A 13,501-nucleotide genomic window follows, 5' to 3' on the forward strand; every position below is an offset into this window, starting at 1 on the left:
CGCGTGCGCAAGCTGCTCGCTGGAGCGGCCGTACTTCATGCGGCGCAGGTAGGCCAACTCGACCTTGAGCTTCTCGACCGTCAGCAGCGCGATCTTCAATGCCTCTTGTGAACGCTGCACTTCGCCGCTGAGCACGGCGTTCAGAGCAAGCAGTTCCTGCGAGGTCATGGGCACGACTGTGCCGGGCGCGATGGGTGGCTACAACGGGAGTTGTCCTGTCAACGCGCAGCGCAGTGCTATGCCGCAGCCCGCGGCTGCCAGGTGCGCTCGGGCCTTCGCCAGTCGATGCCCTCCAGCAGCATCGACAGCTGCGCCGCGCTCAGGCTGATCGCGCCCGATTGCGCCTGTGGCCAGACGAAGCGGCCACGCTCCAGCCGCTTGGCCAGCAGGCACATGCCATCGCCGTCGCTCCACAGCAGCTTGATCAGGTCGCCGCGCCGTCCACGGAACACGAAGACGTGGCCGCTGAAGGCGTCTTCGGCCAGAACGGTCTGCACCTTCGCGGCCAGCGAGTCCATGCCGCCCGTCCACGGAACACGAAGACGTGGCCGCTGAAGGCGTCTTCGGCCAGAACGGTCTGCACCTTCGCGGCCAGCGAGTCCATGCCGCAACGCATGTCCGTGACACCGGCGGCAAGCCAGACCCGGGTGCCGGCACGTGGGCCGATCATGCGCTGTGGCGCAGCGCGCGCAGCACGCTGCGCAGGCTGTCCTCGTCCACGGGGCCACGCAGGCGCAGCTGGACCCCTGCGATCTCGAGTTCGATGACGCCGCTGCGCGCTGGCGGCCTCAACGGCGGTGCAGTTGCCGGCGACGGCTCTTGTGCCTGGACATCAACTACTGGCGTCACTTGGATCGGCAGCAAGACAGCGGGCTGCGAACTGCCGGCGCGACGGCGGTGCAGTTGCCGGCGACGGCTCTTGTGCCTGGACATCAACTACTGGCGTCACTTGGATCGGCAGCAAGACAGCGGGCTGCGAACTGCCGGCGTGCCGAAGATGGTCTCGGCGCCACTTGAACAGCATGTTGGCGTTGACGCCACCTCGCAGCGCGATGGCCGACACCGAAGCGCCTGGCTCCAGGCAYTGCYGTACAAGGTYCTGTTTGAAAGCCAGGTCGTGCTGCCTGCGACTGGCCTTGCCAACCTCCGGATCACTCTTCATGGTGTGCACCATCTCCCGTAAGCGCACACCTCCAAGCGGGTCTGCGATCAGAGGCAGATGCTTGCCGTCATCCCGCGGTCAGGCAAGGACGGCCCACGTCGGACTATTACGNCTCCCGTAAGCGCACACCTCCAAGCGGGTCTGCGATCAGAGGCAGATGCTTGCCGTCATCCCGCGGTCAGGCAAGGACGGCCCACGTCGGACTATTACGCTTGCTGGTCCATGATGATCTCCTTGAAAGGCTGAACGCGTCTGCCAAGGTAGAACGACTGATTGCCTGCGCCGGTAGCGCTCAGGCCCAGCGCGCGGTAGGACGTTGTGCCGCGATCTCAACCGTGGGATGCGAGCAAGGAGCGCAGGGTCGACCAGATGAGGTCGCGAGGGCTGGCGTCAGGAAGCTGTGCCGTTTATGCGCTCCGTGAGCAGAACCTGCTGAATGATGAGCTGATCCATCAGTTCTGCATGCTGACGCCCGCCGGACTACTTAGAGTTTCTTGAGAAATGCTTGCGAATATCCGGCGGAATTCAGACCGCCGCGCCGCGCTGGATTTGTGCATAAGGTTCTGCCCCTTTGTGCTGCCGCCGCCGCAGGTGTAAGCCTTGCCACCAGCGAAACCGCGCATCAGGGTTGTCCCTACCAGCCGTGGGCAACTTTGGGGACAAGTAGCTGAGCATCTTGCCGGAGCGGCGCTGGGCTTGGCTTGCAACGCGGTGCCTGCGAAATAGGCAGCAGCGCGGGCAACGCGCCACGGGCGTGGGAGCTGCTCGCGCGGCGAGCGACCGGCCGCGAGCGGCGAGCGGCCCCACGAAGCCGCCCACAGGCGCAACGGGGCCTAAGCTCCGCGGCAGGGCGCAGCAGCGGAGACGGCGTGATGATCGGCGCCAGGAGCGAGGGGTGCGCGATGATCACTATGTTGAGGATGTCGGCGGTGGTGGCCCACACTGGCCGTAGTCGCACGAGCATCTATCGGGATGTTGAAGACGGGTTGTTCACCAAGCCGGTGCGGATCGGCACCGGCGCCATCGGCTGGCCAGACTACGAAGTCGCTTCACTGATCGCTGCACGCGTGGCCGACAAGTCGGAAGACGAGGTTCGAGCGCTCGTTGCCGACCTCCACGAGAAGCGCAGGACGGCTCTGGACGAGGCGAAGCTACACGGCCATTGAGTACACTCGCGGGTTCCCCAGCCGGTTTAGCTCAGTTGGTAGAGCACCCGCCTTGTAAGCGGACGGTCGTCAGTTCGATTCCGACAACCGGCACCATTCAGGCCCCGCCATCGCCAGGCACGTGGCCGCAGCCGTTTTCAGAACGCGTGCCCCTTGCGTGGGTCACTGCCGCCGGCACTTCAGCGCGAACTGTTCCTCGCGAATGTGGAGCCGTTCGCCGTCCAGCGCTTCGGTCGCTTTGGATCGGTCGATGACCTCACGGCGCCGGCGCAGTTGGTCACAGCGCATGTTGTCCTGCGCCTGCTTCATGCCCTTCTGGTAGGCGGCCTGGTTGTTCTCCCGGATCCGCTCCACCACCGCTTCTGTGCTCTCGCGCCGCTTACCGGACATCGAGTGCGCGCCGCGCGTCGGCGCGATGTCTACCTCTTTGCCACCCTTGCATGGCTTGTCGGTGTAGGTGCCGTCGCAGAGGTAGACCGTCTGTTGTGCGCCGGCCGAGGCGGCGAGGGCGCCGGCAGCAATAGCGATGGAGGCGACGATGTGGCGCATGCTTTCATTCTGCAATGCGGCCCTGGCGAAGGACAGAGCCGTTATCCATTTGTTCGCAGTTGTGGCACTATTGCAGCTGGTTCGCTGCTCGCGTCGCCTTCACACGGCAGGGGTCGGAGGTTCGAAGCCTCCACCGCCCACCAAGACAAGACCCCGCAAGTCAACGACTTGCGGGGTTTTTTGTTGCCTGCGCGATCCTGCATTGCGTTGGGCGGCGCGGCTTGGGTGTTCAGGCCGGCGCTGGGGGCGACTTGCGCGGCGCGGCCCACGCCTCGAGGATCTCGATGGCCTGGGGCGCCAGATGCTGCTCAGCGGCCAGCAGGCCGTCGTCCAGCGTGGCGCCTGCGAAGCGGCGCAATGCGTGGACGTCGATCGGGTGGCGCGCTGCAACGGGCAGGCCTTCAAAAACGGTGCCGGACTGGGCCAGCGTCGCCGCGTAGAACAGCCGGCGGATACCTGCCACGCGCATCGCCGCCACGCACATTGCGCAGGGCTCGCAGGAGGAGTACAGGTCGCAACCCGCCAGATCGACGCGCTGCAGCTGGCGGCACGCGTCGCGGATCGCCTCGACCTCGCCGTGCGAGGTGGGGTCGCAATGTGCGACGGAATGGTTGAAGCCCTGGCCGACGACCTCGCCGTCCCGCACAACCACGGCACCGAACGGCTCGGTGCCGGGTTCGCTGAGTGCGCGGGCCGACAGGGCCAGCGCCTGCTGCATGAACTTCTCTTGGTACATCGTATTCCTTATCTTTCAGGCCTGGCCTCATCCTGGCGCTTCGTGACCATACCAAGTTCCGTCGGTGTCTTCTCGGTTGCTGTCGCTGTCGCTGGCGCTGGCAGCACTTCGGTGCCATGAAGTCCAGGTTGGCCGTCAGCTGACTTGCGTGGCTGTCCACGCGGCGCCGTCGACCGTGCCGCGCATGGCCCTGCCAGCCACTTGCCCGGTATAGGCCCGTCCACCGGCGGTGAAGCGGATCTGCGGGCCGTCCAGCCTGGCGTCGAGGAGCGGCGCGTCGCTGCCTAGGCTGCCCTCCAGCCGCTGGAAGCGTTGCATCAGCGTCAGGCGCTGGTCGCCTAGTTGCCAGGTGCCACCCACCTTGGCCGGCACCACCCATTTGAGCGCGTTGCAATAGCCCGAGCATCCTTCGACGACGTTGAACGAGTCGTCGGGTTGCCAGTCCTCCATCGTGAACGAGTTGGACAGCACGCGCGTGCCTGCCGGCATGTTCAACAAGGTGGGGCGCAGGCGCATGTTCAGGTTGGGCAGCAGGAACAGCGTGACGACCGTGGCTTCGGAGAAGTTCGACTCGAAGATGTCTGCCTGCTCGAACGTGGCGCGGGCCGCCACGCCCTCAGCCGCCGCGGCGCGGCGCGACAAGGCCACCATGTCAGGGTTGTATTCGATGCCACGCGCGATGGCGCCGCGCTTGGCTGCCGTGATCACCAACCGGCCATCGCCCGAACCCAGGTCGACCAGCCGGTCCTGCGGGGTCAACCCCGCCATGTCCAGCATCCGGTTGACCAGGGCCTGCGAGGTCGGCACCCAGACCACATCCTTGCCGACCTGGCCGACCTGCGGTGTGTAGCCGGCGCTGCCGGGCTGTGCCCAGGCGCGCTGGCCCAGCAGCGCGGCACCCAGCGCCGCCCCCACCATGGATCTGCGTGAGACATGCATCGAAGCTCTCCTTTCGGAAGTGGTCGTGAACGGTCGCGACACTGCGGGAAAAACGGGGCGCGCCCGATCGGGTGGCCGCAGGCCGTCGCCCACCATGGATGCCATCGCAGCGAGAAGGTTCCGCCACCTGGAGGTGCAGCGGGGCGTTGCCGGCTGAACCGGCGCGCTCAGGCCTGGTCCTGCAGGTCGCGGACGAAGGCCTCGAACATGGCGGGTGCCAGCGGCCGGCTGAACAGATAGCCCTGGGCCTCGTCGCAGCCCTGCTGGCGCAGGAAGGCCAGTTGGGCTTCAGTCTCCACGCCTTCGGCTGTGGTGCGCAGGCCCAGGCTGCTGGCCATGTGGACGATGGCGCCCACGATGGCCTTGTCGTCCTCGTCGTCGGGGATGTCGCGGATGAAGGACTGGTCGATCTTGAGCTTGTGCACGCGGAACCGCTTCAGGTAGCTCAGCGACGAGTACCCCGTCCCGAAGTCATCGATCGAGACGCGGATCCCGCGCGCGTGCAGGTCGGCCATCACGGCAATCGCGTGCTGCGGGTTCTGCATGGCGGCGCCTTCGGTGAGTTCCAGTTCGAGCAGTTCGGCCGGCAGGCGTGTTTCCTGCAGGATCTCGGTCGCGAGCGAGGGCAGTTCGGCATGGTGGAACTGTGCTGCCGATAGGTTGACGGCCATGGTCAACGCCGGCAGGCCTGCGTCCATCCAGGTGCGCAACTGGCGTAGGGCGTGGCGCAGTGCCCACTCGCCGATCGGGCCGACCAGGCCGCTGGCCTCCGCCACGGGGATGAACTCGGCCGGCGGCACCGAGCCCAGTTCCTGGTGATGCCAGCGCATTAAGGCCTCCGCGCCGGTGACACGGCCGCTGGTCAGGTCGATCAAGGGCTGGTAGTAAAGCTCCAGCTGACCGCGCTCCTGCGCGCGCGACAACGCGTTCTCAACCTGCAGCGCACGAGCAGCCTCCGCCTGCATCTCGCGCGTGAAGAAACGGTAGGTGCCGCGCCCGCCGCGCTTGGCGCGGTACATGGCGGCATCGGCGCTCTGGGACAGGGCGTCGAAATCGTCGCCATCGGTGGGATACATGGCAATGCCGATGGATGGCGTGATGCTCAGTTCCTGGTTGGCGACTTGGAACGCGGGCAGCGTGCGCGCGATCAGCTTCTGCGCTACGTGCGAGGCGCCCGCGCTGTCGGTGTCCGGCAGGATCAGCATGAACTCGTCGCCGCTGAGACGTGACACCGTGTCGCGCTCGCGCACGGCGGACTTCAGGCGCGCCGCCAGCGCTGCCAGCAGGGCGTCGCCCACGCGGTGGCCGAGCGAGTCGTTGATGTTCTTGAACCGGTCCAGATCCAGGAACATGACCGCCAGCGGCCGCATGCCTGCGCGCGCCTGTTCGATGGCTTGCTCCGCGTTCTGCGCCAGCACGCTCCGGTTGGGCAGGTCCGTGAGCGCGTCGAACCGCGCCAGGTGCTGCATGCGCGCGATGGTTCGGTCCTGCTCGGCGATCTTGCGGCGCAGTGCGTCCACGGTGCGCTGCAGTTCCTGCTCAGCCATGGTGGCCGTGCGGTCCAACGGCAGGTCCAGCGGTGCGCCGTGGGTATCCGCCGGCGCGTCACCGTGCCTGTCAGCGCCATCGCCGTGGGGCGGAGGTGGCAACACCGTTGTCAGCTCTGCAGCGGTGCGACGCTGACGATGGCCAACGACAGGTTGTCGCCGGCGCCGCGTGCGCGCGTGCGCGCCTTCTCGATCAGGATCTCGGCGGCCTCGCGCGGCGACAGGGCTGCCAGCATGGCACCCAGTTCGTCGTCGGTGAAGTAGTGCCACACGCCGTCACTGCAGGCCAGGATCACGTCGCCGGGTTGCAATTGCGAGACGACATGGCTTGCAAGCGGCGGCTCGGCTTCGGTGCCCAGGCAGCCCAGCAGGATGTTGGAGTCGGGGTGGCTGTTCGCCTGCTCCTCGCTGATTTCGCCGCGCTCGACCAGCGACTGCACATAGGAGTGGTCCAGCGTGCGCCGGATCAGGCGGCCGCGGTGGAAGTGGTAGATGCGCGAGTCGCCCACGTGCAGCCAGTGGCAGTCGCCAGCGGGGTTGACGACGAACGCGGCGATCGTGCTGTGCGGCTCTTCTTCCGCCGAGATCGCGGTCAGCTTGATCACGAGATGCGCCTGCGCGGCCACGTTGCGCAGCAGGTTTGCGGCATCGTCGGTTGCCGGGTCGTAGCGTTCGAACAGCTGGCGGGCTGTGAGCATCACCTGGTCGGATGCCTTGCGGCCGCCGCTGCGCCCCCCCATGCCGTCGGCCACCACGCCCAGCAGGCAGCCGGCAACGCGCGCGTGCCCCACTAGCATCACCTGGTCCTGTTGGTACTCGCGGTCGCCCTTGTGGATCCCCGTGGAGGCGGTGATGCGGAATCCTTGGCTCATCGATGGAAGCGTTGCTCGCGCAGCGTCGCAGTGTGGAGGGAGGGCTTATTATCGAACGATCCTGTCGCCCCCTGGCACGCAGACAGCCCCCACCGTGACACCCAATCTCCACTCTCCCGAACGCCAGCTGATCGAGCTGCGCATGGAACACGCCGACCTCGATGCCATGGTGGACCGTATGGTGCTGAACGCGCCTGCCGACGAACTCATGCTCCAGCGCTTGAAGAAGCGCCGCCTGGCATTGCGCGACCGGTTGACGCGTCTGGAAATTGCGCTGGAGCCCAAAGAGCCCGCATGACCGAGCCGGCCGACGCGCTGCAGCAGCAGGTGCGCGCAGCGTTCGAGGTCGGCGGCGTGTTGTCGCGCGCGGCCGATCATTTCTTGCCCCGCCAGGGGCAGATCGACATGGCACTCGCCGTGGCGCGCACGATCTCACAGGGTGGCGCGCTGGTGGTCGAAGCCGGAACGGGCGTCGGCAAAACCTTCTCGTATCTGGTGCCGGCCTTGCTGAGCGGCGAGCGCGTGTTGCTGTCCACGGCTACCAAGACGCTACAGGACCAGCTGTTCGGCCGCGACCTGCCGCGTCTGGTCGCCGCACTGGGCCTGCCCGTGCGCACGGCCTTGCTGAAGGGGCGCAGCAGCTACCTCTGCCTGCACCGCATGCATCAGGCGCGCCATGCGCTGGACGCGGACGAACACAAGGACTTGCGTGCTCTGGCCGAGGTCGAGCGCTGGGCGCCGCTCACGCGCACCGGTGACCTGGCCGAGCTCGCACAGCTGGACGAGCGCTCACCCTTGATGGCACTGGTCAGCTCCACCCGCGACAACTGCCTGGGGGCGCAGTGCCCGCAGTTCCGCGCCTGCCATGTCAACCTGGCACGGCGCGAAGCCATGTCGGCCGATGTGGTCGTCGTGAACCACCACCTGTTCTTTGCCGACCTGGCAGTGCGCGAGTCGGGGATGGCCGAGCTGCTTCCGACGGTGCGCGTGGCCGTCTTTGACGAGGCACACCAACTCAACGAGACCGGCGTGCAGTTCCTGGGTACGCAGATGGGCACGGGCCAGCTGCTCGATTTCGGCCGAGACCTGCTGGCCGCCGGACTGCAGCAGGCGCGTGGGCTGGTCGACTGGAATGCGTGCGTGATGGCGCTGCAACACGCGGCGCGCGACCTGCGCATGCTGGCAGGCCCGGTGGCCACCGGCACGCGCTTGCGCTGGCATGGTCCGTCGCCGGACGGACTGGACGCGCGCGACTGGGCCGATTGCCTGCATGCCGTGGTCCACGCCTTGCACGAGGCCGCAGCCAGTCTGCGCACCGTCACCGAGCTGGCGCCTGACTTCGGGCGCTTGCTGGAACGCGCCCAGGCGCTCGCTGAGCGCGCGGCGCGTTTCGCCGACCCTGGCGACGGGCAGGCCGTGCGCTGGGTCGATGTCGGCCTGCAGCTGCGGCTGATCGAGTCGCCGCTGGACATCGCCCAGACCGTGCAGACGCGGTTGCTGCAGGCCGAGGAAGATGCCGATGCCGCCGCGGGTGGCCGTGCCTGGATCTTCACATCGGCCACGCTCGGCGACGACGCGCGTCTACGATGGTTCACCGAGCCCTGTGGCCTGGCGCAGGCCGAGGTGCTGCAGGTCGACAGCCCCTTCGACTACGCCGCGCAAGCTGCGTTCTATGTGCCACCGGCCTTGCCCAGGCCTGCCGATCCCGGCCACAGTGCGGCCGTCGCGGCGCTGGTCGGCGATGCGGCCGCCCGCATCGGCGGGCGCACGCTGGTCCTGACGACGACGTTGCGCGCCTTGCGCGTCATCGGGGCCGCGCTGAAGCAGCAGGTCGGCTCGAACCTGGACGTGCTGGTGCAGGGGGAGGGCACGAAGCGCTTCTTGATGGAGCGCTTCCGCGCCAGCGCGGACGGGGGGCGACGCGGCGGCATCCTCGTTGCCTCGGCATCGTTCTGGGAAGGCGTGGACGTGCCAGGTGATGCCTTGCAGCTCCTGTTCATCGACAAGCTGCCCTTCCCGCCGCCGAATGACCCGCTGGTGGAGGCACGCACGCAGCGCATCGAGCAGGCCGGTGGCAGCCCCTTCAAGGACTATTTCATTCCCGAAACGGCCGTCGCGCTGAAGCAGGGCGCGGGCCGGCTGATCCGGCGCGAATCGGACCGCGGCGTACTGGTCATTTGCGACACGCGGCTGGTGCAGATGGGCTACGGCCGGCGCCTGCGTGCGGCCTTGCCGCCTATGCGTCAGCTCAAGGACGAGGCAGAGTTCCTGCAGGCGCTGCAGGACCTGGCGCTTACCAGACCTTCCACCACGGAGAGTCCTTCGGCCTGAAGCCGCGGGCCACGTACTCGCTTTGCGGGTAGTTGGTCTCGAGCACGCGGCGCGCGTCGTCGCGCAGCGACGTCATGCCCAAGGCCTCGTAGCTCTTGTAGACGATGTAGAGCGCTTCTTCCAGGGCGGGCACTTCTCGGTAATCGGCCAGCGCGATCTGGGCGCGGTTGATCGCCGCCACATAGGCGCCGCGCGTGTAGTAGTAGCGTGCCACGTGCACTTCGTACTGCGCCAGCGAGTTGACGATGTAGGTCATGCGCTGGCGCGCATCCGGCGTGTAGCGTGATTCGGGGAAGCGGCTCGCCAGCTCCTTGAAGGCTTCGAAGGATTCCTTGGCTGCCTTCTGGTCACGCTCGGAAAGATCCTGCTTGGTCAGGAACGCAAACATGCCCAGGTTGTCGTTGAAGTTGACGATGCCCTTGAGGTACAGCGCGTAGTCCAGAGCGGGGCTGGCCGGGTGCAGCTTGATGAATCGATCCAGCGTCGCGATCGCCTGTGCCGGCTCGTTGGATCGGTGGTAGGCATAGGCCTTTTCCAGCTGGGCCTGCTGGGCCAGCGGCGTGCCGGCGGCGCGGCCTTCGAGCTTTTCGAGCAGGGGAATCGCGCGCTCGTAGCCGCCCGAGTTCAGCTCTTCCTTGGCTTCGGTGTAGATGCGGTTGGGGCTCCAGTTGGCGGTTTCGTCCTTGGGCGTGGACGAGCAGCCTGCGAGCACGGCCACCGTGCCCGCCATGAGCAGGGGCGCGAGCGTCGATAATTTGGAGCGATGGACCACAGGCAATTCCCTTGAAAGAAGCGGCGGCAATTATATCGGCCGACCCCCTGGCGGACGGCCTGGACGAGGCGCAAGGCCTTGAGCCGCCAGCGGAATCGCGCCGGGCCATCGTCGAGGCCGGGCTGCATGGCCAACGCCTGGACCGGGCCCTGGTCGTGCTCGTGCCAGAGTTCTCGCGCAGCTATCTGCAGCAGCTGATCGACACCGATGCCGTGCAGTTGAACGGCCACCCCGCGCGCAAGAGCGCGAGCAAAGTGCGCGCCGGCGACACCGTCCACATCGAGCTGCGCCCGACCTTGCAGAGCCAGGCCTTTGTGGCCCAGCCCATGGACCTGCGTGTTGTGCACGAGGACGAATTCCTGCGCGTGATCGACAAGCCCGCGGGCCTGGTCGTGCATCCCGCGCCGGGCAATTGGAGCGGCACGTTGCTCAATGGCCTGCTGGCCCTGGATGCCAGCGCCGCCATGCTGCCACGGGCCGGCATCGTGCACCGCCTGGACAAGGACACGAGCGGGCTCATGGTCGTGGCGCGCACCCGTGCTGCCATGGACGCGCTGGTCGGCCTGATCGCGCGGCGCGAGGTGAGCCGCCAATACCTGGCGCTGGCGCACCGCCCATGGAGCGGGCCACGTACGCGCACGATCGAGGCGCCGGTCGGCCGCGACCCGCGCAACCGCTTGCGCATGGCCGTGGTCGACCTGGCGCGCGATGCCGGCAAGACGGCCCGCACCGACATCGAATGCCTGGCTCAGGCGGATGCCGGCTGCTGGTTGCGCTGCAGCCTGCACACCGGCCGCACGCACCAGATCCGTGTGCATGCCGCATCCATCGGCCACCCCTTGGTGGGCGACACCTTGTATGGCGGCACACTTGCCGCCGGGCTCGCGCGCCAAGCCCTGCATGCGTTCCGCCTGGCCCTGCGCCACCCCATGACCGGGGCCGACCTGGACCTGCGCTCGCCGCTGCCCGAGGACATGCGCGAGGCGCTTGCGCAATGGGGCGTGGATTACAATGCCTAACCGCGTGCAGTGACCCGGTCCCCGGGCACGCAACGCAGTCGCCTGATGCGACGGCCTGGGCAGCACAGCCTTTCCCCACGCATTCGAGCCCGCACCGCCCCGGTGCATTTCCTGGAACCGTACCCGTCATGAATTCGGCAGAGGCCAAGCATGTCCTTGAGGCGGCCTTGATGTGCTCGCCGCAGCCCCTGCCCGTGCGCGATCTTCGCGTGCTGTTCGATGACGTCCTGGCCGCAGACACGGTCAAGAGCTTGCTGGCCGAACTGCAGGACGAGTGGACTCAGCGCGGCCTTGAGCTGGTGAGCGTGTCCTCGGGCTGGCGCTTCCAGAGCCGTCCGGCGATGCGCCCGTTCCTGGACCGCCTGCACCCCGAGAAGCCGCCGCGCTACACGCGCGCCGCGCTGGAGACGCTGGCCATCATTGCTTACCGCCAGCCCGCCACGCGCGGCGACATGGAAGACATCCGTGGCGTCAGCATCAACGCGCTGGTGCTCAAGCAACTGGAGGAACGTGGCTGGGTCGAGGTGATCGGCCACCGCGAGACGGTCGGCCGGCCGGCCTTGTTCGCCACCACGCGCCAGTTCCTGGACGACCTGGGGCTCGAATCCCTGGACCAGTTGCCCGTTGCCGACGACCCCACGCAACGCGCCGAGCTGCTGGCCTCGCTGGCCAGCGCGCATCCCACCCAGGCGGCCTTGCCCATCGATGCCGAGGACGCCTCCGTGGCCGACAACGCATCCGCCCCCGAGGCGCCCGCCGCCGACGCAGCCCCGCCTGCCGTCGAGGCTTCTCCGATCTCCCCCGTCGACGCCCCGTCAACCGACGAGGATGCGCCCAGCGCAGCCTCCCAGCCAGCAGACCCTCCTCCATGAACGACACCATCGGCGAGACCCCGACCCCCGAAGAAGAACACGGCATGGCCGATGTGCCTGCGCAGGCCGCTGCAGTGCCCGAGGCCGAGCCGGCGGGCAAGCCCGCTGCCGAGGCCACGCCAGCGGACCGCTTTGCCGATGTGATCTCCGGGCGTTTTGACGCCGACGAGGATTCCGCCGAAGTAGCCCCGGTCAAGCGCGTGCTTCCGCCCCAGCCCGAGACGCCCAAGCTGCACAAGATCCTGGCGCAGGCCGGCCTTGGCTCGCGGCTGGAGATGGAGCAGCTCATCAACGAGGGGCGCATCTCGGTTAACAACGAGCCTGCCCATATCGGCCAGCGCATCCAGTACGGAGACCAGGTCAAGGTCAACGGCAAGCCCATCCGCTACCGGATCGACGCGCCGCCGCCGCGCGTGATCGCCTACCACAAGCCCGTGGGCGAAGTCGTCACGCACGACGATCCGCAGAACCGCCCGACCGTTTTTCGCAAGCTGCCCAAGCTGTTCCAAGGCAAATGGCAGTCGGTCGGCCGGCTGGACCTGAACACTGAAGGGCTGCTGCTTTTCACGAACTCGGGCGAGCTCGCCAACCAGCTGATGCATCCGCGTTTCGGCCTGGAGCGCGAGTACGCCGTGCGTGTGCTCGGCGCGCTGAGCAACGAGGAAAAGCAGCGCCTGCTCGACGGCGTACGGCTGGACGATGGAATGGCCCAGTTCGGCAGCATCGAGGACGGCGGCGGCGAGGGCTCGAACTGCTGGTACAAGGTGACGATCTCCGAGGGCCGCAACCGCGAAGTGCGGCGCATGCTGGAGGCCGTCGGCCACGCCGTGAGCCGTCTGATCCGCATCCGCTACGGCGCCATGCTGCTGCCGCGCGGCCTGAAGCGCGGTGCCTCGCTGGAGCTCGATACGCGCGACATCGACGCCCTGATGCGTGCCGCCGGTGCCCTGCGGCCACAGCCGCAGCCCAAGGAGCAGCGTGGCCAGCGCAATGAGCGTCGCGGCCCACGCGGCGCTGGCGACGGGGCGGGGCGCGGCCCGCAGCAGCAGACGCGAGGCGGTGGTGGCGGTGGTGGCGGTGGTGGCGCAGGCCGTGGCAAGCAGGGCGGCCGCAACGCGGCGGGCCGTGGCCCGGTGCCGGGCCATGCGCCGGCGCCTCGGCATGACGACGAGCATTCGGACGGCCCGATCCCCAACCCCTTAAACACCAGCACGCTGGGCGGCCAGCGCCGCGGTGGGCGCAATGAGCGCGGCATGGGCGGTGGTGCCGGCGGCGGTGGCGGCGGCAACGGCGGGCAGCCTGATCCCATGAAGACCTCTTTCGGCTACATCGGCGCCGACAGTTTCACCCGCCAGCGCCAAGGGCAGGGCCAGCAGCGGCGCGGTGGTGGCGGTGGTGGGGGCCCAGGCCCGCAGCGCCGGGGCGGCCGCGGCCGCTGAGCCCCACCACGCCAAGGGGCAAGCCCCTCCCGCCGGTGGGCTTTCGAATTCGCTTCGTTACACCCGCTAAAATCGCGGGTTCTGCGCGCGCAGCGCT

The 13,501-nt window shown here is 67.9% G+C and carries 16 protein-coding genes and 1 tRNA gene; 7 read left to right on the top strand and 10 right to left on the bottom strand.

From position 1 onward, the window contains the following. Positions 1-236: 236 nt before the first annotated feature. From tnpB (ASF43_RS30265) to ASF43_RS31950, 4 genes are read right to left on the bottom strand one after another with little or no spacing between them, the layout of a single operon-like run. Positions 237-518, bottom strand: a complete 282-nt coding sequence (gene tnpB, locus ASF43_RS30265) for an IS66 family insertion sequence element accessory protein TnpB (protein ID WP_156373064.1) — start codon at positions 516-518, stop codon at positions 237-239. Further along, complete coding sequence (gene tnpB, locus ASF43_RS32135) at positions 425-670, bottom strand: IS66 family insertion sequence element accessory protein TnpB (RefSeq protein WP_156373065.1); 246 nt, start codon at positions 668-670, stop codon at positions 425-427. Before tnpB (ASF43_RS32135) ends, tnpB (ASF43_RS30265) begins: the two co-directional genes overlap by 94 nt. Beyond that, positions 667-792: a hypothetical protein gene (locus ASF43_RS31945; protein WP_255358064.1), complete on the bottom strand. Its 126-nt coding sequence runs from the start codon at positions 790-792 to the stop codon at positions 667-669. The genes tnpB (ASF43_RS32135) and ASF43_RS31945 overlap by 4 nt, the downstream gene beginning before the upstream one ends. Positions 793-832: 40 nt before the next feature. Further along, complete coding sequence (locus ASF43_RS31950; protein ID WP_156373066.1) at positions 833-1,174, bottom strand: transposase; 342 nt, start codon at positions 1,172-1,174, stop codon at positions 833-835. 860 nt (positions 1,175-2,034) lie between these two features. On the opposite strand from ASF43_RS31950, the gene ASF43_RS00010 reads away from it, so the two are divergent. Continuing rightward, the gene (locus ASF43_RS00010; RefSeq protein WP_235578151.1) at positions 2,035-2,328 is read left to right on the top strand and encodes an AlpA family transcriptional regulator; all 294 of its coding nucleotides are present in this window, start codon (positions 2,035-2,037) and stop codon (positions 2,326-2,328) included. Positions 2,329-2,348: 20 nt separating this feature from the next. Next, positions 2,349-2,424: transfer RNA gene (locus tag ASF43_RS00015), tRNA-Thr, on the top strand. Between the two features lie 66 nt (positions 2,425-2,490). Here the strand turns inward: ASF43_RS00015 and ASF43_RS00020 are convergent. The 5 genes from ASF43_RS00020 to ASF43_RS00040 all read right to left on the bottom strand — a co-directional run bounded on the left by ASF43_RS00020 (position 2,491) and on the right by ASF43_RS00040 (position 6,971). Continuing rightward, complete coding sequence (locus ASF43_RS00020) at positions 2,491-2,877, bottom strand: hypothetical protein (RefSeq protein WP_056174920.1); 387 nt, start codon at positions 2,875-2,877, stop codon at positions 2,491-2,493. 229 nt (positions 2,878-3,106) lie between these two features. Beyond that, positions 3,107-3,613 (bottom strand): nucleoside deaminase, encoded by a 507-nt coding sequence (locus ASF43_RS00025; RefSeq protein ID WP_056174923.1) that lies wholly within the window; start codon positions 3,611-3,613, stop codon positions 3,107-3,109. A 135-nt stretch (positions 3,614-3,748) separates the two neighbouring features. Beyond that, the gene (locus tag ASF43_RS00030) at positions 3,749-4,552 is read right to left on the bottom strand and encodes a class I SAM-dependent methyltransferase (RefSeq protein WP_056174926.1); all 804 of its coding nucleotides are present in this window, start codon (positions 4,550-4,552) and stop codon (positions 3,749-3,751) included. 167 nt (positions 4,553-4,719) lie between these two features. Beyond that, positions 4,720-6,099: an EAL domain-containing protein gene (locus ASF43_RS00035; protein ID WP_082497649.1), complete on the bottom strand. Its 1,380-nt coding sequence runs from the start codon at positions 6,097-6,099 to the stop codon at positions 4,720-4,722. Between the two features lie 110 nt (positions 6,100-6,209). After that, positions 6,210-6,971, bottom strand: coding sequence for a PP2C family serine/threonine-protein phosphatase (locus tag ASF43_RS00040; protein WP_056174932.1), 762 nt, complete (start codon positions 6,969-6,971; stop codon positions 6,210-6,212). A 94-nt stretch (positions 6,972-7,065) separates the two neighbouring features. On the opposite strand from ASF43_RS00040, the gene ASF43_RS30275 reads away from it, so the two are divergent. After that, the gene (locus tag ASF43_RS30275) at positions 7,066-7,269 is read left to right on the top strand and encodes a YdcH family protein (RefSeq protein WP_156373067.1); all 204 of its coding nucleotides are present in this window, start codon (positions 7,066-7,068) and stop codon (positions 7,267-7,269) included. Continuing rightward, a complete protein-coding gene (locus tag ASF43_RS00045) occupies positions 7,266-9,302 on the top strand; it encodes an ATP-dependent DNA helicase (protein ID WP_056174935.1) in 2,037 nt (678 codons plus the stop codon). The genes ASF43_RS30275 and ASF43_RS00045 overlap by 4 nt, the downstream gene beginning before the upstream one ends. Here the strand turns inward: ASF43_RS00045 and ASF43_RS00050 are convergent. Then, positions 9,265-10,032, bottom strand: coding sequence for an outer membrane protein assembly factor BamD (locus tag ASF43_RS00050; RefSeq protein WP_056174939.1), 768 nt, complete (start codon positions 10,030-10,032; stop codon positions 9,265-9,267). The genes ASF43_RS00045 and ASF43_RS00050 overlap by 38 nt on opposite strands. 53 nt (positions 10,033-10,085) lie before the next feature. On the opposite strand from ASF43_RS00050, the gene ASF43_RS00055 reads away from it, so the two are divergent. From ASF43_RS00055 to ASF43_RS00065, 3 genes are all read left to right on the top strand, one after another. After that, positions 10,086-11,093, top strand: a complete 1,008-nt coding sequence (locus ASF43_RS00055) for an RluA family pseudouridine synthase (protein ID WP_369803203.1) — start codon at positions 10,086-10,088, stop codon at positions 11,091-11,093. A gap of 128 nt (positions 11,094-11,221) precedes the next feature. Continuing rightward, positions 11,222-11,965 (top strand): SMC-Scp complex subunit ScpB, encoded by a 744-nt coding sequence (gene scpB, locus ASF43_RS00060; protein ID WP_056174942.1) that lies wholly within the window; start codon positions 11,222-11,224, stop codon positions 11,963-11,965. Further along, complete coding sequence (locus ASF43_RS00065) at positions 11,962-13,404, top strand: pseudouridine synthase (protein ID WP_056174945.1); 1,443 nt, start codon at positions 11,962-11,964, stop codon at positions 13,402-13,404. Before scpB ends, ASF43_RS00065 begins: the two co-directional genes overlap by 4 nt. Positions 13,405-13,501: the final 97 nt, after the last annotated feature.

This window comes from Pseudorhodoferax sp. Leaf267, from assembly GCF_001422405.1.
Classification (GTDB): domain Bacteria; phylum Pseudomonadota; class Gammaproteobacteria; order Burkholderiales; family Burkholderiaceae_C; genus Pseudorhodoferax.

What these genes read in the sequence shown, in the direction of transcription:
- tnpB (WP_156373064.1), bottom strand. Translation starts at nt 518, where the DNA reads ATGGACTCGCTGGCCGCGAAGGTGCAGACCGTTCTGGCCGAAGACGCC.
- tnpB (WP_156373065.1), bottom strand. Translation starts at nt 670, where the DNA reads ATGATCGGCCCACGTGCCGGCACCCGGGTCTGGCTTGCCGCCGGTGTC.
- ASF43_RS00010 (WP_235578151.1), top strand. Translation starts at nt 2,035, where the DNA reads ATGATCGGCGCCAGGAGCGAGGGGTGCGCGATGATCACTATGTTGAGG.
- ASF43_RS00020 (WP_056174920.1), bottom strand. Translation starts at nt 2,877, where the DNA reads ATGCGCCACATCGTCGCCTCCATCGCTATTGCTGCCGGCGCCCTCGCC.
- ASF43_RS00025 (WP_056174923.1), bottom strand. Translation starts at nt 3,613, where the DNA reads ATGTACCAAGAGAAGTTCATGCAGCAGGCGCTGGCCCTGTCGGCCCGC.
- ASF43_RS00030 (WP_056174926.1), bottom strand. Translation starts at nt 4,552, where the DNA reads ATGCATGTCTCACGCAGATCCATGGTGGGGGCGGCGCTGGGTGCCGCG.
- ASF43_RS00035 (WP_082497649.1), bottom strand. Translation starts at nt 6,099, where the DNA reads ATGGCTGAGCAGGAACTGCAGCGCACCGTGGACGCACTGCGCCGCAAG.
- ASF43_RS00040 (WP_056174932.1), bottom strand. Translation starts at nt 6,971, where the DNA reads ATGAGCCAAGGATTCCGCATCACCGCCTCCACGGGGATCCACAAGGGC.
- ASF43_RS00045 (WP_056174935.1), top strand. Translation starts at nt 7,266, where the DNA reads ATGACCGAGCCGGCCGACGCGCTGCAGCAGCAGGTGCGCGCAGCGTTC.
- ASF43_RS00050 (WP_056174939.1), bottom strand. Translation starts at nt 10,032, where the DNA reads ATGGCGGGCACGGTGGCCGTGCTCGCAGGCTGCTCGTCCACGCCCAAG.
- scpB (WP_056174942.1), top strand. Translation starts at nt 11,222, where the DNA reads ATGAATTCGGCAGAGGCCAAGCATGTCCTTGAGGCGGCCTTGATGTGC.
- ASF43_RS00065 (WP_056174945.1), top strand. Translation starts at nt 11,962, where the DNA reads ATGAACGACACCATCGGCGAGACCCCGACCCCCGAAGAAGAACACGGC.